We start from the raw sequence: 18571 nt of genomic DNA, 5'->3' as shown, positions 1-18571 counted from the left end.
CACCGACCGGCAGCACCGAGGAGAACGGCTCCAGCCAGGCCGGGAGGAACTGGGCGGGCAGACTGCCGCCGCTGGTCGCGTTGCCCACCGTCATGAACACCACCGCGGCCATGCTGGACCCCCACATCCCGAGCCCCCTGACCAGCAGCATCGTGGACGAGCCCACCGCCAGAGCCACCAGCGCCACCAGCCCGGCGACCCCTGCGAACGGCGCGGGCAAGGCGTGGAACCCGGAGACGACAGCGGCCACCGTCACTCCGCCGACGCCGCTGAACGCGGCGAGCCCGGCCATCCGCCGCGCCATACCCACACCCGGCCCGAGCTGGTACGTCATGATCCCGAACAGATACCCCGCGAGCACCAGACCGAAGGTGGTGTAGAAGACAACCAGCCCCCGAGTGTCCTGGGGGGACGCCGGAACGACATCGACGGCCTCCAGCTCCGCTCCGTCCGCCTCGGCGAGAGGGCCGAAGGACTGCATCAGCAACGTAGTGACTGCCGGGCCGCGGGCCCCGGCGTAGAGCAGCCGCGGGTCACCGCCGGGCAGGAACGCGGCGAAGACGTCGCCGTGCTCGACGGCTGACCGGGCCGCAGCCTCATCCGGCAGCTGCTTGACCCGCAGAGCGCCCGGCCGATGTCCGGGCAGCGCTTCCGCGACCGCCGACACCTCGGCCGTGGTGCCCACCACCGCGACCGGCAGCCCCCGGGGCACCGGGGCGTGGAACGCGGCCAGGTACACGCTGATGAAGATCGCACCGATCACCACGGCGACCACGACCGGCAGGAACACCGGCTTGGCCCCCACCAGCCACCGGTGCGCGGGCCAGCCGTCCCGCCCGTGGCCGGGCTGGGGAACGGCGACCTCATCGGTCCGGAGCACACGGGGCTGTATGTCAGGCATTTCTCAGTTCCTTGCCGGTGGAAACCAGACTCTGGCGTCGGACGGGAGTTGACAACGAGGGGCGCATCCGACATGCAAGGCCGCTGCAGTGCAACAGCCAGTCGGTCCGGTCACGTCTGGGCCGTCAGCCGGCTGAATCTCACCGTCCGGGGCACCTGAAGCGGAAAGCCTGCATTTAATTCGTTGCACAACAAACTATATGACGGTGGGGGTGGCCGGTCAAGCAGGGCAGGGGAGGCCGGAGGCGACGCAGGCGGCACCAGTGCGACGGCGGCGTCCAAGTGCAGGGATGGCCTTGGCGCCGGGATGCGTTCGGGGCAGTTGAATGTCTCGTCCGCGCTCGGTCCGCCCGAACGAGTGACGACAGTTCCCGAACTCAGGTGGTTCAGAGGATCACGTGAGTGATCGGTGATCCTGTGCGCGATCCATCCTGTGCAAGGCGTCGATGACCAGCTCCGCGCGCATGTGCGAGGCCATCGACCAGCCGAGCACCCGCCGTGAGCAGATGTCGGTCACGCCCGCGAGGAACAGCCACTGCCCGCCGGCCTGGATGCAGGTGATGCCGCCACACCATCGCTCATCCAGCCGGGAGGCGGTGAAGTCCCGCTGCACCAGGTCCTCCACCGGCGGCGCGTGGAAGTCGGGGCCGGTGGTCCGCTTCTTTCTGCGCAGGTGACGGCCGATGATGCCGTGCTCCCGCATCAGACGCGCCACCCGCTTGCGGTTCACGTGATGACCGAATCCCCGCAGGTCGGCGTGCACACGCAAGGCCCCGTGGTACCAGCGGCCATCATTTCGTAGCCATGGAAAAGCCCGATCACGTTGCCGCGGACATCCGCGAGTTTTCCGAGCGCTCAAGCCCCCTCACCCGCCCCAGTAGGACCAGCAACCTGATTACTCGTCAGCAAGGTCAGCAAGGGGTCTGATCAGACCTGGTCACAGAAGCCAACACCTACAACTCGTTCCCCACGCCAGAGTGGATCACTTCGAGGCGCGGGCACCCCGTGCCGCATAGCAGGCGAAGGGGGCCGACGCCCGCACCTCTCGACAACGAGACCGGTGCGCATAACCCCAGGTCAACGTACTCGCCCGCGCGGTTTCAGCGCCACCGGCGGGAGTTCGGGAGCGGGCAGCGGAGCACCGTCGTACCCCTTCACCTCACCGAACCGGGCCCCCTCCATCCACGCCTTCCGAGCCTCATCGATTTCCTGATGCGACCGCCCGATGAAGTTCCACCACATGACGATCTCCTCCTCGAACGGCTCGCCGCCGAGGAGCATCAGGCCGGCGTCGGATCCGGCCCGCAGCGGGAGTTCCGTACGGCCGCAGCCGAGGTAGAGCATCGAGCCTGGCAGTACGGGCACGCCGTCGACATGGGCCTCGCCGGACATGGCGAGCACGGCGTACTCGAAGTCGGGGTCGAGCGGGAGGCTCGTCTCGGTCCCCCTGGCGAGCGCCAGATCGGCGCCGACGATCGGGGTGTATGTCGTCCCGGGCGAGGCGGCGCCGTCGAGGGCGCCGAGGATGACGGTGGCGGTCAGGCCTGGCGCGGTGACGGTCGGCAGCTCGGTGTGGTGCTGGAACTGCGGCTCGACGCCGCGGTGCGCGTCGGGGAGCGCGACCCAGAGCTGGGCACCGTGAAGGAAGCGCGCATGCGGCTTGGGGCTCTCCTCGGAGTGGCTGATCGCGCGCCCGGAGGTCATCAGGCCGAGTTCCCGGGGGCGGATGGTCGCCAGGCTGCCGGTGCTGTCGCGGTGCAGCACCTCGCCGTCGTGCAGCCAGCTGACGGTCTGGAGGCCCATGTGCGGGTGGGGCGGGACCTGCATTCCGGGCTCGTCGGCGATGTCGTCGGGCCCGTAGTGATCAACGAAGGCCCAGGCGCCGACCATGCGCCGGCCGAGGTTGGGCAGCAGTCGGCGGACCTCGGTGGACTCGCCGAGCCGGACTCGGCGGGGGCTGAGAAGTTCGCGGACGGGCTCGGCGACGACGAAGCCACGACCGCCGCAGACTGAGAGGGCGGCCTGACGATCGAGATTGCTCATGGCGCTCAACCTATTCCTGTACGGGTACGAGCCGGCAGGCCCCACGCCCCAAAGGATAGTGGAATGTTCAACCATCGCCGTGTGTTGACGGGGGTGCACGCAGCAGGCCGAGTCCTTGAGGAGGAGGGCGAATGAACGACACCTACTACGAGTTCGGCACCGCGGCCGATCGGTGGGACCGCGCGCAGATGTTCTTCGACGCCAAGGAGTACATGACGGCAGCACGCATTCTGGGTGGTCTCGTCGAGGAGGCGCCGGAGCAGATCGCGCCGCGTCTGCTGCTGGCCCGCGCCTACTACCACTCGGCGCGGCTGAGCAAGGCCGAGGCCGAGCTGCGCGCCGTGCTGGAGCTCAGCCCGGTGGAGCACTACGCGCGGCTGATGCTGGGCCGCACGCTGGAGCGGCAGGGGCGGACCGAGGACGCCGTGCCGCATCTGCGGATGGCCGCGGCGATGTCCGGGGATCCCCTCCCGCAAAGCGTCCCGGAAGCCGGTGCTCGCTAGTCGCTGTCCGTCAGGCCAGGAGCCGGGCGACCAGCGACAGCGACCCCACCGACAGCACACCGATCCTCGCCAACGCGGTGGACGCGATCGCCGCGACGGCCAAGGGATTCGCCGCGGCGTCACGGGCTGTACGGGCGGCGGTCTCGGGCCGGCGGCAGGCCACTGGTGGCCGCGGCGATGGCCGGCGTAACCACACCCGGCGTCGAGGCCGCCCGGCACCGGCTCACCGAACTCGGTTACGAGGCCCTGGTCTTCCACACCAGCGGCTCCGGCGGACGGAACCTGGAGTCACTTGCCGAGCAGGAACTGTTCGCCGGCATCCTGGACCTGACGCCCAGTTGGCTCGCCGACGACCTGGGTGGGCGGCATCCTGACCGCCGGAACCGACCGGCTGCGGGCCGACGACCGTGTGCCTGCCCCGGCGCGGGCTCTCCACGCTCGGCGGCCCGGGAGGCCCCTATCACGATCCGCCCGCCGACGACGCGTTATTCACCGCGCTCCGTGACGGGCCGCGGGACAGCATGACCGAACTTCTCGAATTCGACACCCACATCAACGATCCGGCCTTCGGCCGGGCCGCGTCCGAAGAGCTGCACAGGATGATCAACGCGCACCGGGCCACCGCCGGCGACGATCGAATGGCGTAGCCAGATACCGGGGCCCGGGCGCGGCTGCTGGCCCGCCCATGCCGGATCCGCCACTGCCGCGATTGCCTTGATTCCCCCATAAGGAGGGCCCTACCGGCACATCGTCGTAATCTGGTAGTACTCACCCTCCACGAGCCTGGGGGAGATCATGGAACTTGGTTTTCTGAAGCCGCTCTTCGACCGTCCAGGCCCCTGGGCCTCTGTTTACATCGACACCACGCGTGCTACCGAGGACGCTGCGAGGCTGCAGAAGCTCCGTGAGCGCTCCGTCGCGTCGCAGCTCATCGACGCGGGCGCCGACGCCTACACCGTCAGGGCGCTGATAGACAGGCTCGCCCACGAGCCGGTCTCCGGGGCACCACCCGGCCGGGCGCTGTTCGCAGCGGGCGCCGAGGTCGTGCTCGACGTACCGCTCGCGGCGACCCCGCCCAGGATCGAGGCGACTTGGTCGGTCCTGCCGCACGTCGCGCCACTGGCCGGCCTGCGGGGCGACGAGCCGTCGTGCCTGGTTGCGTACATCGACCGCACCGGCGCCGACCTGGAGCTGCGCGACACGCATCGAAGCGAGACCGTGGGGCAGGCGAACGGCAAGGAGGGACCGGGCCGAGGACAGCGCAGCATCCCCACGGGCGAGTGGCACTACCGGAACAAGGTGGAGAACAACTGGAACGAGACCGCCGACATCATCGCGGGCGAGCTCGCCAAGCAGTGGCCCGGGAGCGGCGCGCAGTTGCTGGTCCTGACCGGCGACTCCCGCGAACGCCGGGCGGTGTACAACCGGCTGCCCATGCGCATCCGGGCCGTCACCGTCGAGGCCGAGAACGGCAGCAGGTCCCCCGGTGCCTCGAAGAGCGTGCTCGACCGGCAGATCGCCCAGGCCCGCGAGGAGTACACGCGCGACCGGCTCCAGAGCGCCCTCGAACGCTTCCGCATCGGACGCGGCAAGCCGGGCGAGCACCGCGCGGCCTCTGTCGACACCGGTCGCGGAGAAGCCGCTGAAGGGGTACCCGCCGTCGTGGACGCTGCCCGGAGCCACCAGGTGGCCACGCTGCTGCTCGCGCAGGACGCGTCCGACGCGGGCCGCGATGTGTGGATCGGACCCGGCGTCGACGAAGTCGCCGTGCAGCGCGGCCAGGCACAGGCGATGGGCGTCGCCAAGCCCGTACAGGCACGCGCGGACGACGCCCTGCTGCGGTCCGCCGCGGCATCCGACGCCGAGGTGCTGCTGGTCCCCGAGGGGATGCAGGGCCCGGCGGGCGGGCTGGGGGCGGTGCTGCGCTGGAGCCTGTGAGGTGACCGGCCGCATCGGGTCCCGGGACAGAGGGGCTGCGTCACCCGCTCGGCGGGCGGGTTGGCCGACGGCTGGCTAGCGTGGCAAACGGGACACCACCGAGCGGGAGGCAGAGCCATGGCCGTACATCCTGAGGGCATGCCGTGCTGGGCTGATGCGATGTTCACCGACGTGGAGGGCGCGAAGAGCTTTTACGGTGACGTGCTGGGCTGGACCTTCGGCGAGGCTTCGTCGGAGTACGGCAACTACACACAGGCGTACGCGGACGGCAAGGCAGTCGCCGCCGTTGTGCCCCCGATGCCGGGCCAGGAAGGCCAGTCGGCGTGGTGTCTGTATCTGGCCTCGCCGGACGTCGCCGCCACCGCCGCGAAGATCCGTGACAACGGGGGCGAGCTGCTGATGGAGCCGATGCAGGTCGGCGAATTCGGTTCGATGCTGCTCGCCCGCGATCCCGGCGGCGTCGTTTTCGGGGTGTGGCAGGCGGGTACGCACGAGGGTTTCGAGGCGAAGGCCGTGCCCGGCGCGTACTGCTGGGGTGAGGTCTTCACCCGGGAGCCGGAGAAGGCGGACGCCTTCTTCCCCGCCGTCTTCCCGTACAGCATGCAGCGGGTGGAGGACGACGCGATCGACTTCAGGCTCTACAACCTCGGCGACCAAACAGTCCTCGGGCGCATGAAGATGGACGACGACAACTTCCCGCCCCAGGTACCGCCGTACCTCAACGTGTACTTCACCGTCGAGAACTGCGACGCGGCGGTGGCGAAAGCGACAGAGCGCGGCGGAGTGCTGCGGTTCGGGCCGATGGACAGCCCGTTCGGCCGGTTCGCGGCGCTGAGCGATCCGCAGGGTGCGGCGTTCTCGGTGATCGACATCAACACGACCAAGGGCGACATGCCCAAGACGTCGAGCGTGTCCTGAGCCGCCCGGCGCGAGAGCGTCAAACGCGCGTGAAGTGATCCCCGACTTTCCGGCCGGCCGTTCCCGGCCCTGTCGTGATCGATGAGCCGGTACGGATACAGCGTCATCCGCGACGCATCTCCGCCCGGCTCACCGGTGCGCCCAGCGACACCATCCAGAGCTGATACATCGTCAAGGCTGTCGGGTACTACGCTCGGGCCGTCCGTCGCCGAAACATGACGGCACCGTACGTGGCGGTGCCGCCTGCGACTTCGGTCGATGCGTCAGCCTCGATACGACTCCAACAGGCGCAGCCACACCTCGCTGATGGTGGGATACGCGGGCACCGCATGCCACAGCCTTTCGACCGGCACCTCGCCCGCAACCGCCACCGTGGCCGAGTGCAGCAGCTCGCCGACGCCCGGGCCCACGAAGGTGACGCCCAGCAGGATTTCGCGGTCGAGGTCGACGACCATCCGCGCGCGGCCTCGGTAGCCATCGCCGTACAGGGTCGCTCCCGCGACCGAGGACAGGTCATAGTCGACCGCGCGGACGCGGTGGCCCGCCGCCTCTGCCTGGGCGAGGGAGAGGCCCACCGCCGCTGCCTCGGGGTCGGTGAAGACGACCTGTGGGACGGCCGCGTGGTCGGCGGTCGCCGCGTGGGCGCCCCAGCGGTCGCTCTCCAGCAACGGGACGTGCTGCGCCCTCGCCTCGATGGCGGCCCCGGCGATGCGGGCCTGGTACTTGCCCTGATGAGTGAGCAGCGCGCGGTGGTTCACATCGCCTACCGCGTAGAGCCAGTCGCTGCCCTCGACACGGCAGCTGTCGTCGACGGGCAGCCAGGCGCCCGGCTCCAGTCCCACCGTCTCAAGGCCGATGTCGTCGGTCCGGGGGGCGCGGCCGGTGGCAAAGAGGACCTCGTCGGCCTCGATACTCTCGCCACTGTCCAGTACGAGAGTGACGGGGCCGGCGCCGTCGGAGCGCTCGACGGACGTCACGGAGGTGTTCATACGGATCTGTGCGCCGCCCTCGGCCAGGGCCTCGGCGACGTGCTCACCGACGAAGGATTCCATCCGGGGCAGCAGTCCCCCGCCGCGGACCAGCATGGTGACCTGCGAGCCGAGGGCCTGCCATGCGGTCGCCATCTCCACACCGACCACACCGCCGCCGACGACCGCGAGCCTCCCTGGCACACGAGGAGAGCTGGTGGCCTCGCGGCTGGTCCAGGCCTTCGCGCCGGCGATGCCCGGGATGTCGGGCAGGACGGCGCGGCTGCCGGTGCACACGGCCACGGCGTGCCGGGCGGTCAGGACCTGGTGCTCCCCCTCGGGGCCTTCGACGACGACCTTCTTCGAGCCGTGCAGCTTGCCCCGTCCGCGGTAGAGGCGGGCGCCGATCGAGTCCAGCCAGGCGACCTGGCCGTCGTCCTTCCAATGGGCGGCGTGTTCGTCTCGACGGGCAAGGACGGCATCGGCGTCGAGCAGCCCTTGCACCGACTGGCTCAGGCCCGGCGTGCGGCGGGCGTCGGCATGGGCGATCGCCGGGCGCAGCAGGGCCTTGCTGGGCATGCACGCCCAGTACGAACACTCGCCGCCGACCAGTTCACTCTCCACGACCGCCGTGCTCAGACCCGCCGCTCTCGCACGGTCCGCCAGATTCTCGCCGACAGGGCCCGCGCCCACCACCACGACGTCGTACTCCACAGGTTCTGTCATAGAGCCAGTCTGGTCCTGGGTGTGCGTCCCGGCCACATGGGCAGGGGCAGGAATAGCACGGCCCCAGGCACCGTTGTCGGGGGCGAGTCCGCCGGACATCAGGAAGAGGTAGCACGTCATGAGCACTGTTGAGCTCACCAAGGAAAACTTCGATCAGGTTGTGACCGACAACGACTTCATCCTGATCGACTTCTGGGCTTCCTGGTGCGGTCCGTGCCGGCAGTTCGCCCCGGTCTACGAGGGTGCCGCCGAGCGCCACCCCGACCTGGTCTTCGCGAAGGTCGACACGGAGGCTCAGCAGGAACTCGCTGCCGCGTTCGAGATCCGCTCCATCCCCACGCTGATGATCGTCCGTGACAACGTCGCGGTCTTCGCCCAGCCCGGCGCGCTGCCCGAGGCTGCCCTGGAGGACGTGATCGGTCAGGCGCGCGCGCTGGACATGGACGACGTCCGCAAGTCGATCGACGACGCGCAGGGCGCCGCCCAGGCGGAGACGTCGACGGATGCCTGACGCAGGCCGCCGAGGCGTGACGCCTGAGGCCTGACGCGGGAGACCGGGGCCTGACGCGGGAGACCGGGGCCTGACGCAGACTCGAAGGCTGTCCGGCTCAGCGCTCCAGGACCAGGGCTATGCCTTGGCCCACACCGATACAGAGGGCGGCGACGCCGGTTCCCGAACCGGCCGCTGCCAGCTGGTGAGCGACCGAGCCGGCCAGCCTGGCCCCTGACGCACCGAGCGGGTGGCCGATCGCGATGGCGCCGCCGCGCGGGTTGACCAGGGACGGGTCCAGGTCCGGCCATTCGGCGAGACAGCCGAGCGACTGGGCGGCAAAGGCCTCGTTCAGCTCGAAGGTGGTCAGGTCGGCGAAGGTCCGGCCCGCCTTGGTGAGCGCCCGCCGCACCGCCTCAACCGGGCCGAGGCCGAAGAGCTGCGGTTCGATGCCGGTGACGGCGGAGGTGCGGATCCGGGCGAGGGGCTCGCGGCCCGTCGCCCGCAGCCCTTCCTCGTCGACGAGAAGGAGCGCCGCCGCCCCGTCGTTGAGCGGTGAGGAGCTGCCGGCCGTCACCGTGCCGTCCTTGCGGAACGACGGCTTCAGTTTGGTGAGCGCCTCCATGGACGTCGAGTCGCGGATGCATTCGTCGCGCGGCAGCTCCACGCCCTCGTACGCGACGACCTCACCGTCGTACAGCCCTTTGCCCCAAGCCTCGGCGGCCTTCTGATGGCTGGCGAGCGCGAAGGCGTCCTGCTGCTCGCGGGTGATGTCGTGCTTCTCGGCGATGAGTTCGGCGCTCTCGCCGAGCTGGACGGTCCACTCGGCGGGCATGCGCGGGTTCGTCATACGCCAGCCCAGCGTCGTCGAGTGGAGCTGCTGGTGGCCCGCGGGAAAGGCCCGTTCGGGTTTCTGCAGCACCCAGGGTGCGCGGGACATCGACTCGACGCCGCCCGCGATCGCGATCGACGCGTCGCCCAGGGCGATGGCGCGGGACGCCTGGATGACGGCCTCAAGTCCCGAGCCGCACAGGCGGTTGACAGTGACGCCGGGGACGGTAACGGGCAGACCGGCGAGAAGGACAGCCATGCGGGCGACGTTGCGGTTGTCCTCGCCCGCGCCGTTGGCGTCACCGAGGACGACGTCGTCGATACGGGCCGGGTCGAGTTCAGGGGAACGGGCCACGAGCACCTTGACGACATGCGCGGCAAGGTCGTCCGGACGTACGGAGGAGAGCGCGCCCCCGAACTTGCCGATCGGGGTGCGGACGGCGTCGACGATGTAGACGTCGCGGATGCTCATCGGAACTCTCCCGGGCTTGGCCGTGCGTACAGCGTTGTTCACTTGGTGAACCAACGTTCACCATTGGCCCAGCCCGAGTCTCTGCCGGGCGTCGGCCCGTGTCAACGGACACTGTCGACGGCCCATGGAGGCACCACCGAAGCGCGGTGTCAGGGCGTCGCCGCCCGCCCGGTGGGAAAGTCGCCGTCAGCGGTCTGCCACGTCGACGACCCGCACGGAGAGTCCGTAGTCCAGCTCCGACCCGTCGACGAGCAGCGCCTCGACCGTACGCGTCGCAGGGTCGATGTCGGCCTCCACGCCCTCGCCCGCATAGCGCGGATAGCCGGAGGACCCGCGTCGGCCCGTGGCCTCCACGACGGCGGAGCGGATGGCGCTCTTGGCCAGGGAAGCGGCATCGCGGCCCTCGACGTGCGCGGGCACCACCAGGATCTCGAAGCGCTGCGGGTCAGTACTCATGCAAGTGACGCTAGACACGCACCGCCCGGCCCGCATGTCGTCCTGCGTCGCCCCGGGGCCGCATGCCTTTTTCGCGGCACACCGGGGCCGCCGGACGCCGAGACGCGCCGGGTCAGCTTGACTCGCGCTGGAGGGCCCGCGCCCCCACCAGGCCGCGCCGCTCCAGCTCGGCCCCCGGGTCGCGTACGGCGCGGTCGACCAGTTCGGCCAGCCGCTGACCGGTCACCATGTCGATCCGCACGGTGCTCAGCCGGGGCCTCAGCAGTCTGCCGAGCAGCAGATTGTCGGCGCCTACCACTGCGGTCTCGCCCGGGACTTGGATGCCCGCGTCCTGGAGAGCGCGCATGAGCAACATGGCGTACTCGTCGTTGTACGCGTAGACCGCGTCGAGGCCGAGTCGGCGCCAGCGGGCGGCGAGCTCGGCCGCCGGCTCCTCGTCATACGACAGCGCAATCGGCTCGATCCGGGCTCCGGTGCCCGACGCGGCCCGCCGGGCGCCCTCCAGGCGCGGGGCGGAGAAGAGCTCCAGGCCCGACTCCTGCGGCATGACCACGCCAGCCGGGCGACGTCGGCGCTGGTCGGAACTGGGCGCTCTGCGGACTGCTTGGGTGTCTGGCTCATTGCTCTCGGCGTCCTTCCAGACCAGTTCCGTACGGGGTCTGGACGATGGCCTGAAACGAGTGCCGCCCATTGCTCACGCGTGACTGACACGTGCCACTTCAGACAGGCTCCTGACCGCGCTGGACGGCTGGATCTGAGGGGCTCCCGGGCCCTACCGTGAGGCGGTGACGATCTCTCCCCGTGCATTCGGTGCACCAAGCGCCTTCGACGGACCCTCCGACCTGCCCGGCAGCAGCGGCCCCGCGGCCACTACCGAGGCCGATGCTGTCGACGTGGGCCCGGTCCGCACCTCGTACGCCCCGGACCGCGACGGCGATCCCGACCCCGGCGAGATCGTCTGGACGTGGGTGCCGTTCGAGGAGAACGACGGGCGGGGCAAGGACCGTCCGGTCCTGGTGGTGGCCCGCGAGGAGGCGGGCACGCTGCTCGCCGTGCAGCTCTCCAGCAAGCGTCACGACCGGGACCGCGAGTGGGTGCCGATCGGCGTCGGGCCGTGGGACCGGGCCGGACGCGAATCATGGGTCGACCTCGACCGGGTGCTGCGGGTGCACGAGGACGGCATGCGCCGCGAGGCCTGCGCGCTCGACCGGCCCCGCTTCGACTTGGTCGTGCAGCGGCTGCAGGAACGCTACGGCTGGAGCTGACCGAACGGCTGGAGCTGACCCGCGAAGGTCCGCCGGAAGGCCCCCAGCGTGGCCGCCCCGGCCGTGCGGTCGAGGACCGCGAAGACGATCTGCTCGAAGTGCCCCGCGAACCGGCCACCGTCGGTGAGCAGGGCGTGGAAGGCGCCCGCGACCGCTGCGGGGTCGTTACGGAAGACCCCGCAGCCCCAGGCCCCCAGCACGAGGCGGCGGTAGCCGCGCTCGGCCGCCGTCTCCAGCACTCTCTCGGCCCGGACGGCGATGGCGCCCGGGATGCGGTGCGCCTGGTCGGGGGTGCGGCTGGTGATCACTCCGGCGTTCGGCGCGGACGAGGTCAGGAATCCCACGGTGTACGGAGCGTCCAGGAGCCGTCCGCGGTCGTCGCGGAAGACCGGGACGCCGGGAGAGTGGATGACCCGATCGGTGTAGAACGGGTTGCGGTCGGCGCGGTGGTGATCGTAGAACTCGGGGGCGCGCAGCAGCGTGGCGTACAGCGCCGAGGCCCGGCAGAGCGCCTCCTCCTGGGCCTGTGCGCCGTTCAGATAGCCGCCGCCGGGGTTGCGTGCGGATGCGAAATTCAGGACGGCGACCGGTGCCGCGTCCGCGGAGGTGAGCCGGCGGGCGGCTTTCGTGCTGCTCTCCCCGGTGACCTCGAAGGACGTCGTACGGTCCGTGTCCGCAGTGACCTCCACGGCCTCGGGTCCGTACATCCTCGTGCCCGCCAGCGCGGCGGCCAGCTCCCGCCCGATCTCCACCTTCCGACCGTCGACGGCCAGGTAGTGGCCCGTTTCAACGATGTCTTCGGTCTGCTTCGCGATCCCCCGCAGTCGTGCACTCATGCCGGACATCGTCCTGACCGGCCCCGGCCACGGCAATCGAATTTCTTACGTCCCACCGACATCACAAGCACTCTTGTGCGAACCAGCGGGCGTGGCCTTAGGTTGGCAGAGTGCCTTCGCGACTGGAGGAGCAGATCATGCACCCACCCGATACCGGTGATTTCGGCCGGCCGATCGACCTGGATGAAGCGGAGGACCTGCTCCGATGTATTTGCTTCAAGAACGGCCCACCCCGCGCCGTCGGCGTGGAGGTCGAATGGCTCATTCATGAGCTGGAGCGTCCCGAGCGCCCCGTCCCCCCCGACCGCCTCACCGCGGCCCATAACCAGGTACGTTCGCTACAACTGAAATCGGCCCTCACTTTCGAGCCAGGCGGCCAGCTGGAGCTCAGCTCTCCCCCCGCCGCCTCCCTGATGGAGTGCATCGACTCCACCGCCGCCGATCTGGACGCCGTACGCACCGCGCTCCGCCCGGCAGGCCTCACTCTCGCCGGACTCGGCCTCGATCCCTTCAATCCGCCGCGCCGGCTGCTGCACGAACCCCGCTACGACGCCATGGAGGCGTATCTGGACCGGACGGGTCCGGCCGGCCGGGCCATGATGTGCAGCTCCGCCTCCATCCAGGTGTGCCTGGACGCGGGCGACGCGGAGCCGGGCCCCCTCGGGTACGGCAGGCGCTGGCAGCTCGCGCATCTGCTGGGCGCGGTGCTGATGGCGGCGTTCGCCAACTCGCCTGCGCAGGAAGGGCGTTACACCGGCTGGCGGTCGACCCGGCAGGCCGTTTGGGCCGCGCTCGACGACGTACGTCCCGTGTCGCCCCCGCTGGACCAGGAGCCGCGCTCCGCCTGGACCGCCCATGCGCTGGACGCCCCTGTGATGTGCGTCCGGACGGGCGAGGGGCCGTGGGAGCTGCCCGACGGCCTCACCTTCCGCCAGTGGCTGCGCTCGGGGAATGCGCGCCGGCCGACCCGGGAGGACCTCGACTACCACCTGACCACCCTCTTTCCGCCCGTAAGGCCGCGCGGCCATCTCGAACTGCGCATGATCGACGCCCAGTCCGGCGAGGACGGCTGGCTGGTGCCGCTCGCCGTCACCACGGCACTTTTCGACGACGCCGAGGCGGCGGAGACGGTCTATCGCACCGTCAAACCGCTGGCGGAGTACGCCGGTTCGCTGGCCGCGCCGCGCAATCCGCTCTGGGTCAACGCCGCCCGGCACGGGCTGGCCGATCCCGAGCTGCACGCGTCGGCCGTGACCTGTTTCGCCGTCGCACTGGAAGCACTCCCCCGCATCGGCGCGTCCGACGCCGTGCTGGAGGCCGTCGCCGCATTCAATGAGCGCCATGTCCTGCGGGGCCGATGTCCCGCCGACGATCTGCGCATCCCCTCCCTCGGGAAGGAACTGAGCACATGACCGAAGACCTCCGGCGCCGCGCCATCGATGCGCTGACCGCCGCCCGAGCCCGTACGGCCACGCTCACCTCGTGCGTCGACGACCATGAGCTGACCACCCAGCACTCTCCCCTGATGTCCCCGCTGGTCTGGGACCTGGCCCACATCGGCAACCAGGAGGAGCAGTGGCTGTGGCGCACCGTCGCCGGGCGTGAGGCGCTGCGGCCCGAGATCGACTCCGTCTACGACGCCTTCGAGCATCCGCGTGCCCTGCGGCCCACGCTGCCGCTGCTCGCCCCCGCCGAGGCACGCGTGTACGCATCCGACGTACGTGGCCGGGTCCTCGACGTCCTCGACCGCACCCCGCTGGAGGGCGGGCCGCTGGTCGACGCCGCCTTCGCCTTCGGGATGATCGCCCAGCACGAGCAGCAGCACGACGAGACGATGCTCATCACCCACCAACTGCGCAAGGGCCCGGCCGCGCTCACCGCGCCCGAGCCGCCGGCCGGCAGCACACAAGGCCTGCCTGCCGAGGTCCTGGTCCCGGGCGGCCCGTTCACCATGGGCACGTCGACCGAGCCATGGGCGCTGGACAACGAACGGCCCGCTCACCAGCGCGTCGTGCCGCCGTTCTTCATCGACACGGTGCCGGTGACCTGCGGCGCGTACCAGGCTTTCATCGAGGACGGCGGCTATATGGACCGCCGCTGGTGGACGCTTGAGGGCTGGGACCAGATCCGCCAACACGACCTCGGCGCACCTCTGTTCTGGCGGCGCGAGGGCGGGCAGTGGCTGCGCCGCCGCTTCGGGGTGAGAGAGCCGGTGCCCTCGGACGAGCCGGTGCTGCATGTGAGCTGGCACGAAGCCGATGCGTACGCCCGCTGGGCGGGGCGGCGGCTGCCCACCGAGGTCGAATGGGAGAAGGCCGCCCGCCACGATCCCGACTCGGGCCGCTCCCGCCGCTTCCCGTGGGGCGACGACGATCCGGCGCCGACGCACGCCAACCTCGGCCAGCGCCATCTGCGGCCCGCCCCGGTGGGCAGCTATCCGGAGGGTGAATCACCGCTCGGCGTACGGCAGTTGATCGGCGATGTGTGGGAGTGGACGTCGAGCGACTTCCTGCCCTACCCGGGCTTCGCCGCCTTCCCCTACCGGGAGTACTCCGAGGTGTTCTTCGGCAGTGCGCACAAGGTGCTGCGCGGCGGTTCGTTCGCCGTCGACGCGGTGGCCTGCCGCGGCACGTTCCGCAATTGGGACCTGCCGGTACGCCGGCAGATCTTCGCCGGGTTCCGCACGGCGCGGGACGCGGCGCCCGGAGAGGCGTCGTGAACGCGCCAACGGCGCGCCGCTCACCGGGACGCCGGCTCTTCCGAGGGGGTGGGCGCTGATGTGCCGTCATATCGCCTTCCTCGGACCCGAACTGCCGCTCGGGCAGCTGCTGGTCGAGCCCGCCCACAGCCTGTTCCGGCAGTCCTGGGCGCCGCGTCACCAGCGGCACGGAACCGTCAACGCCGACGGATTCGGCGTCGGCTGGTACGCCGACGGCGATCCGGTGCCCGCCAGATACCGGCGGCCGGGCCCCATCTGGGCGGATCTCTCCTTCGCCGATCTCGCCCGGGTGGTCCGCAGCGGGGCCGTGCTCGCGGCCGTCCGCGACGCCACCGTGGCCGGCGCGGACGGTGAGGCGGCGGCCGCGCCGTATGCCGCGGGGCCCTGGCTGTTCAGCCACAACGGCGCGGTCAGTGGCTGGCCCGGCACGCTGGCGCCGCTCGCGCTGTCGCTGCCCGCCGCCGAGTTGCTGTCGCTGGAGGCGCGCTGCGACTCCGCGCTGCTGTGGGCGCTGGTGCTGCACCGGCTGCGCGACGGCGACGAGCTGGGCCAGGCGCTGGCCGACACGGTCCGCGAGGCCGCCGATGCGGCGCCGGGATCCCGGCTCAATCTGCTCCTCACCGACGGCGAGACGATCGTGGCGACGGCCTGGGGCGACACCCTCTGGTATCTCGCCGAGCCCGGCCGCCGCACGGTCGTGGCCTCCGAGCCGTACGACGACGATCCCCATTGGCGCGAGGTTCCCGACCGCACTCTGCTGGCCGCGACCCGCACCGATGTCCTGCTGACCCCGCTCAAGGAGCCCACCGCGTGAGCCCGTTCCTGCTGACCTGCACCCTGCCCGAGGACGCCACGGACGCCTCTCTGCGCGCCGATGTACTGCACGGGCTGACCCGTACGCCCAAAGAACTGCCGCCGAAGTGGTTCTACGACGCCCGAGGCAGCGAGCTCTTCGAGGAGATCACCCGGCTGCCCGAGTACTACCCGACCCGTGCCGAGCGGGAGATTCTCGCCGCCCGCGCTCCCGAGATCGCCGCCGCGACCGGTGCGCGCACCCTGGTGGAGCTGGGCTCGGGATCCTCTGAGAAGACCCGGCATCTGCTGGACGCACTGCCCGCACTGCACAGCTATGTGCCGGTCGACGTGAGCGAGAGCGCGCTGACCGGTGCGGCCGAGGGGCTGCTCGCCGAGCGTCCCGGGCTGAATGTCCACGCACTGATCGCCGACTTCACCCGCGGTCTCGCGCTGCCCGGCACGCCGGGGCCGCGGCTGGTCGCGTTCCTCGGCGGCACCATCGGCAATCTGCTGCCCGCCGGGCGCGCGACGTTCCTGCGTTCCGTGCGGTCGCTGCTGGACCCCGGCGACGCGCTGCTGCTGGGGACGGATCTGGTGAAGGACGAGGCGGTCCTGGTCAGGGCGTACGACGACGCGTCGGGGGTGACGGCCGCGTTCAACAAGAACGTGCTGTCCGTCATTGCCCGGGAGCTGGGCGCGGACGTCGACCCCGGCGACTTCGATCATGTGGCGGTGTGGGACCGGGAGCAGGAGTGGATCGAGATGCGGCTGCGGGCGCGCTCCGCGCTGACCGTGAAGATCCCCGAGCTGGATCTGGCGGTGTCCTTCGAAGCGGGCGAGGAGATGCGTACGGAGGTGTCGGCAAAGTTCCGTCAGGAAGGCGTGCGCACGGAACTGGCGGCCGCTGGGCTCGAGTTGACGAAGTGGTGGACGGACACGGAGGGCAGATTCGCGCTGTCCCTCTCGACGGCCAGCTGAGCGGCGCGGGCCAGTGAGCGGCGGTCGGGGTGGCTCCCCGCGGGGATGGGCGGCAGCAGCCGGATCTCCGCGGTGAGCCCGCCGGCCACCACGACCCGCCACAGGGACGCGGCCAGCGAGTCCTCCCCGACGAACGCGGCCGCCCCGGCGGGCAGATAGCTGATGCGTACGGGCTGGACGGCGGCGTCCGCGTCCAGCGCGGCCTGGAAGACGGCGTGCCGGAAGCGGCCCTGGGCGCGGCCGCACCAGGTGGAGCCCTCGGGGAAGGCTATGACGCGGGCGCCGCTGTCCAGCGCGGACGCCATCTCGCGGACGGTGGCGGGCAGCGTACTGAGCCGGTCGCGCTCCAGGAAGAGCGTGCCGCCACGGGCGGCGAGCGGCCCGAGCACCGGCCAGCGCCGGACCTCGCTCTTGGCCAGCATCCGTCCGGGCAGGGCCGCTGCGATCAGCGGTATGTCCAGCCAGGAGATGTGGTTGGCGACGACGAGGGACCCACGGGGACCGTGCGGCCGGCCGACGACCCGAATCCTTACGCCGAAGGCGCGTACCACCGCACGCGCCCAGCAGCGGGTCATGGCGTCCCGCACCCGGGTACCGAGGACGGCGCCGAGCAGTGCGGCCGCCGGTGCGAGGAGCAGGCCGGCGAGCACGGCAAGCGTCCCGGCCAGCAGCCGGGCGGCGGCCGTGAACGCGCCGGCCGCCGGCCCGTGGTGTGTCGCGCAGCCCCGCGGAGTGCAGGGCGCACTGGGCAGCCAGACGCTCATCGCACGGGGGCGAGTGAGAGGAAGTGCCGCAGGTAGCGGGGGTTGGTGCGGCGCAGCGAGAGAAGCACGTACAGGTCCGCGACGCCGAAGTCGGGGTCGTGGGCGGGCGCGCCGCAGACCCAGGCACCGAGCCGCAGATAGCCGCGCAGCAGGGCGGGCAGCTCGGTGCGGCCTTCGGGGCGGCTGACGGAGTCGGGGTTCCAGAGCTTGTGGGGGGTGACCCAGTACTCCTCGGGGGCGAGGTTCTTGGCCTTTACGGTGTCCCAGGTGGCGGCCGCGAGTGTGCCGCCGTCCGCGAGCGGGATGGAGCAGCAGCCGGCCAGCCAGGTGTGGCCGGTGCCGGTCATGTAGCGGGCGAGCCCGGCCCAGATGAGGGCGATGACGGCGCCGTTGCGGTGCAGCGGGTGGACGCAGGAGCGGCCGACCTCGACGAGGTCGTCGCGGATCGGGGCCAGGCGGGTCAGGTCGAACTCGGTCTCGGAGTAGAGCCGGCCCGCTACCGCGGCGCGCTCGGGCGGCAGTACCCGGTAGGTGCCGACGACATCGCCGGTCTCCGCCTCGCGCACAAGGATGTGGTCGCAGTACGCGTCGAAGGCGTCGATGTCCAGACCCGGTTCCGGGCCGTCGAGCCTGGCGCCCATCTCACCGGCGAACACCTGGTGGCGCAGGCGCTGCGCGGCCCGTACGTCGTCCTGATCCCGGGCGAGGGAGACGACGTAGCGGGGCTGGTCGCCCTCGGCGAGCGGCGTGGGGGCGGGCGCGGGCGCCGAGAACTGCGCGGGAACGGAAGCGGTGACTGGGGCGGGGACTACTGCTGGCGATGCGGGCATGACGGTCTCCTGTGCCGGACGAAGGGGGCGGACCGCGGGTGCGGCGGCCCGGCTCCTTACTTCTTCCGTGGTCGGCTGGATTCGACATGACCGCCCGGCGGAGAGTGGATGTGCGAACGCTGAATGCCGGGGAATGCGG

Annotated in this window: 19 protein-coding genes and 2 pseudogenes; 11 read left to right on the top strand and 10 right to left on the bottom strand. The window is 71.0% G+C overall.

The annotated features are described in order from the left end of the window. The 3 genes and pseudogenes from ACWDO5_RS16030 to ACWDO5_RS16020 form a co-directional block, all read right to left on the bottom strand. Positions 1-901: ABC transporter permease (locus ACWDO5_RS16030; protein ID WP_450530888.1), on the bottom strand; the 901-nt coding region annotated here is incomplete at its 3' end. Positions 902-1315: 414 nt separating this feature from the next. Continuing rightward, a pseudogene (locus ACWDO5_RS16025) lies at positions 1316-1681 on the bottom strand (IS3 family transposase); the annotation flags it as partial. 296 nt (positions 1682-1977) lie between these two features. Continuing rightward, positions 1978-2943 (bottom strand): pirin family protein, encoded by a 966-nt coding sequence (locus tag ACWDO5_RS16020; protein WP_450530887.1) that lies wholly within the window; start codon positions 2941-2943, stop codon positions 1978-1980. 131 nt (positions 2944-3074) lie between these two features. On the opposite strand from ACWDO5_RS16020, the gene ACWDO5_RS16015 reads away from it, so the two are divergent. From ACWDO5_RS16015 to ACWDO5_RS15995, 5 genes are all read left to right on the top strand, one after another. Beyond that, positions 3075-3446, top strand: coding sequence for a tetratricopeptide repeat protein (locus ACWDO5_RS16015; RefSeq protein ID WP_450530886.1), 372 nt, complete (start codon positions 3075-3077; stop codon positions 3444-3446). A 177-nt stretch (positions 3447-3623) separates the two neighbouring features. Continuing rightward, positions 3624-3971: a hypothetical protein gene (locus ACWDO5_RS16010; protein WP_450530885.1), complete on the top strand. Its 348-nt coding sequence runs from the start codon at positions 3624-3626 to the stop codon at positions 3969-3971. Then, positions 3860-4093, top strand: a complete 234-nt coding sequence (locus tag ACWDO5_RS16005; protein ID WP_450530890.1) for a hypothetical protein — start codon at positions 3860-3862, stop codon at positions 4091-4093. The genes ACWDO5_RS16010 and ACWDO5_RS16005 overlap by 112 nt, the downstream gene beginning before the upstream one ends. A 148-nt stretch (positions 4094-4241) precedes the next feature. Further along, entirely contained in the window at positions 4242-5384 is a 1143-nt protein-coding gene (locus ACWDO5_RS16000; RefSeq protein ID WP_450530884.1) for a baeRF2 domain-containing protein, read from the top strand. Between the two features lie 117 nt (positions 5385-5501). After that, entirely contained in the window at positions 5502-6302 is an 801-nt protein-coding gene (locus ACWDO5_RS15995; protein ID WP_450530883.1) for a VOC family protein, read from the top strand. A 263-nt stretch (positions 6303-6565) separates the two neighbouring features. Here ACWDO5_RS15995 and ACWDO5_RS15990 read toward each other — a convergent pair whose 3' ends face one another. Further along, on the bottom strand, positions 6566-7996 hold the full coding sequence (locus ACWDO5_RS15990; RefSeq protein WP_450530882.1) for a dihydrolipoyl dehydrogenase family protein: 1431 nt from the start codon (positions 7994-7996) through the stop codon (positions 6566-6568). 118 nt (positions 7997-8114) lie between these two features. Between ACWDO5_RS15990 and trxA the strand changes: the two genes are divergently transcribed. After that, positions 8115-8507, top strand: coding sequence for a thioredoxin (gene trxA, locus ACWDO5_RS15985; protein ID WP_450530881.1), 393 nt, complete (start codon positions 8115-8117; stop codon positions 8505-8507). Positions 8508-8604: 97 nt separating this feature from the next. On the opposite strand, the gene ACWDO5_RS15980 is transcribed toward trxA, so the two are convergent. From ACWDO5_RS15980 to ACWDO5_RS15970, 3 genes and pseudogenes are all read right to left on the bottom strand, one after another. Next, positions 8605-9789 (bottom strand): thiolase family protein, encoded by a 1185-nt coding sequence (locus ACWDO5_RS15980; RefSeq protein WP_450530880.1) that lies wholly within the window; start codon positions 9787-9789, stop codon positions 8605-8607. A gap of 186 nt (positions 9790-9975) precedes the next feature. Next, a complete protein-coding gene (locus tag ACWDO5_RS15975) occupies positions 9976-10245 on the bottom strand; it encodes a hypothetical protein (RefSeq protein ID WP_450530879.1) in 270 nt (89 codons plus the stop codon). A 112-nt stretch (positions 10246-10357) separates the two neighbouring features. Further along, positions 10358-10819: pseudogene (locus ACWDO5_RS15970) on the bottom strand (substrate-binding domain-containing protein); the annotation flags it as partial. A gap of 217 nt (positions 10820-11036) precedes the next feature. Here ACWDO5_RS15970 and ACWDO5_RS15965 point away from each other — a divergent pair. After that, the gene (locus ACWDO5_RS15965) at positions 11037-11510 is read left to right on the top strand and encodes a type II toxin-antitoxin system PemK/MazF family toxin (RefSeq protein ID WP_450530889.1); all 474 of its coding nucleotides are present in this window, start codon (positions 11037-11039) and stop codon (positions 11508-11510) included. Here the strand turns inward: ACWDO5_RS15965 and ACWDO5_RS15960 are convergent. Further along, positions 11495-12346 carry a TIGR02452 family protein gene (locus ACWDO5_RS15960; RefSeq protein WP_450530878.1) on the bottom strand — a complete coding sequence of 284 codons (852 nt, stop codon included), beginning with the start codon at positions 12344-12346 and terminating at the stop codon, positions 11495-11497. The two genes, ACWDO5_RS15965 and ACWDO5_RS15960, sit on opposite strands and share 16 nt — an antisense overlap. Before the next feature lie 137 nt (positions 12347-12483). Between ACWDO5_RS15960 and egtA the strand changes: the two genes are divergently transcribed. From egtA to egtD, 4 genes are read left to right on the top strand one after another with little or no spacing between them, the layout of a single operon-like run. Next, positions 12484-13758: an ergothioneine biosynthesis glutamate--cysteine ligase EgtA gene (egtA, locus tag ACWDO5_RS15955; RefSeq protein ID WP_450530877.1), complete on the top strand. Its 1275-nt coding sequence runs from the start codon at positions 12484-12486 to the stop codon at positions 13756-13758. Further along, complete coding sequence (egtB, locus tag ACWDO5_RS15950) at positions 13755-15065, top strand: ergothioneine biosynthesis protein EgtB (protein ID WP_450530876.1); 1311 nt, start codon at positions 13755-13757, stop codon at positions 15063-15065. The genes egtA and egtB overlap by 4 nt, the downstream gene beginning before the upstream one ends. A 58-nt stretch (positions 15066-15123) precedes the next feature. Then, positions 15124-15879 (top strand): ergothioneine biosynthesis protein EgtC, encoded by a 756-nt coding sequence (gene egtC, locus ACWDO5_RS15945; protein WP_450530875.1) that lies wholly within the window; start codon positions 15124-15126, stop codon positions 15877-15879. Then, positions 15876-16838 carry an L-histidine N(alpha)-methyltransferase gene (gene egtD, locus ACWDO5_RS15940; RefSeq protein ID WP_450530874.1) on the top strand — a complete coding sequence of 321 codons (963 nt, stop codon included), beginning with the start codon at positions 15876-15878 and terminating at the stop codon, positions 16836-16838. The genes egtC and egtD overlap by 4 nt, the downstream gene beginning before the upstream one ends. Here egtD and ACWDO5_RS15935 read toward each other — a convergent pair. Both ACWDO5_RS15935 and ACWDO5_RS15930 read right to left on the bottom strand, forming a co-directional pair. Next, positions 16733-17602, bottom strand: coding sequence for a lysophospholipid acyltransferase family protein (locus ACWDO5_RS15935; protein ID WP_450530873.1), 870 nt, complete (start codon positions 17600-17602; stop codon positions 16733-16735). The two genes, egtD and ACWDO5_RS15935, sit on opposite strands and share 106 nt — an antisense overlap. After that, positions 17599-18432 carry a GNAT family N-acetyltransferase gene (locus tag ACWDO5_RS15930; RefSeq protein ID WP_450530872.1) on the bottom strand — a complete coding sequence of 278 codons (834 nt, stop codon included), beginning with the start codon at positions 18430-18432 and terminating at the stop codon, positions 17599-17601. The genes ACWDO5_RS15935 and ACWDO5_RS15930 overlap by 4 nt, the downstream gene beginning before the upstream one ends. Between the last annotated feature and the right edge of the window lie 139 nt (positions 18433-18571).

The sequence above is a fragment of the Streptomyces sp. NPDC000880 genome (assembly GCF_053599675.1).
This window is presented reverse-complemented; position numbering and strand designations above follow the sequence as displayed.

Coding starts and splice junctions, on each gene's coding strand:
- ACWDO5_RS16020 (WP_450530887.1), bottom strand. CDS start 2,943: ATGAGCAATCTCGATCGTCAGGCCGCCCTCTCAGTCTGCGGCGGTCGT.
- ACWDO5_RS16015 (WP_450530886.1), top strand. CDS start 3,075: ATGAACGACACCTACTACGAGTTCGGCACCGCGGCCGATCGGTGGGAC.
- ACWDO5_RS16010 (WP_450530885.1), top strand. CDS start 3,624: ATGGCCGGCGTAACCACACCCGGCGTCGAGGCCGCCCGGCACCGGCTC.
- ACWDO5_RS16000 (WP_450530884.1), top strand. CDS start 4,242: ATGGAACTTGGTTTTCTGAAGCCGCTCTTCGACCGTCCAGGCCCCTGG.
- ACWDO5_RS15995 (WP_450530883.1), top strand. CDS start 5,502: ATGGCCGTACATCCTGAGGGCATGCCGTGCTGGGCTGATGCGATGTTC.
- ACWDO5_RS15990 (WP_450530882.1), bottom strand. CDS start 7,996: ATGACAGAACCTGTGGAGTACGACGTCGTGGTGGTGGGCGCGGGCCCT.
- trxA (WP_450530881.1), top strand. CDS start 8,115: ATGAGCACTGTTGAGCTCACCAAGGAAAACTTCGATCAGGTTGTGACC.
- ACWDO5_RS15980 (WP_450530880.1), bottom strand. CDS start 9,789: ATGAGCATCCGCGACGTCTACATCGTCGACGCCGTCCGCACCCCGATC.
- ACWDO5_RS15975 (WP_450530879.1), bottom strand. CDS start 10,245: ATGAGTACTGACCCGCAGCGCTTCGAGATCCTGGTGGTGCCCGCGCAC.
- ACWDO5_RS15960 (WP_450530878.1), bottom strand. CDS start 12,346: ATGAGTGCACGACTGCGGGGGATCGCGAAGCAGACCGAAGACATCGTT.
- egtA (WP_450530877.1), top strand. CDS start 12,484: ATGCACCCACCCGATACCGGTGATTTCGGCCGGCCGATCGACCTGGAT.
- egtB (WP_450530876.1), top strand. CDS start 13,755: ATGACCGAAGACCTCCGGCGCCGCGCCATCGATGCGCTGACCGCCGCC.
- egtC (WP_450530875.1), top strand. CDS start 15,124: ATGTGCCGTCATATCGCCTTCCTCGGACCCGAACTGCCGCTCGGGCAG.
- ACWDO5_RS15935 (WP_450530873.1), bottom strand. CDS start 17,602: ATGAGCGTCTGGCTGCCCAGTGCGCCCTGCACTCCGCGGGGCTGCGCG.
- ACWDO5_RS15930 (WP_450530872.1), bottom strand. CDS start 18,432: ATGCCCGCATCGCCAGCAGTAGTCCCCGCCCCAGTCACCGCTTCCGTT.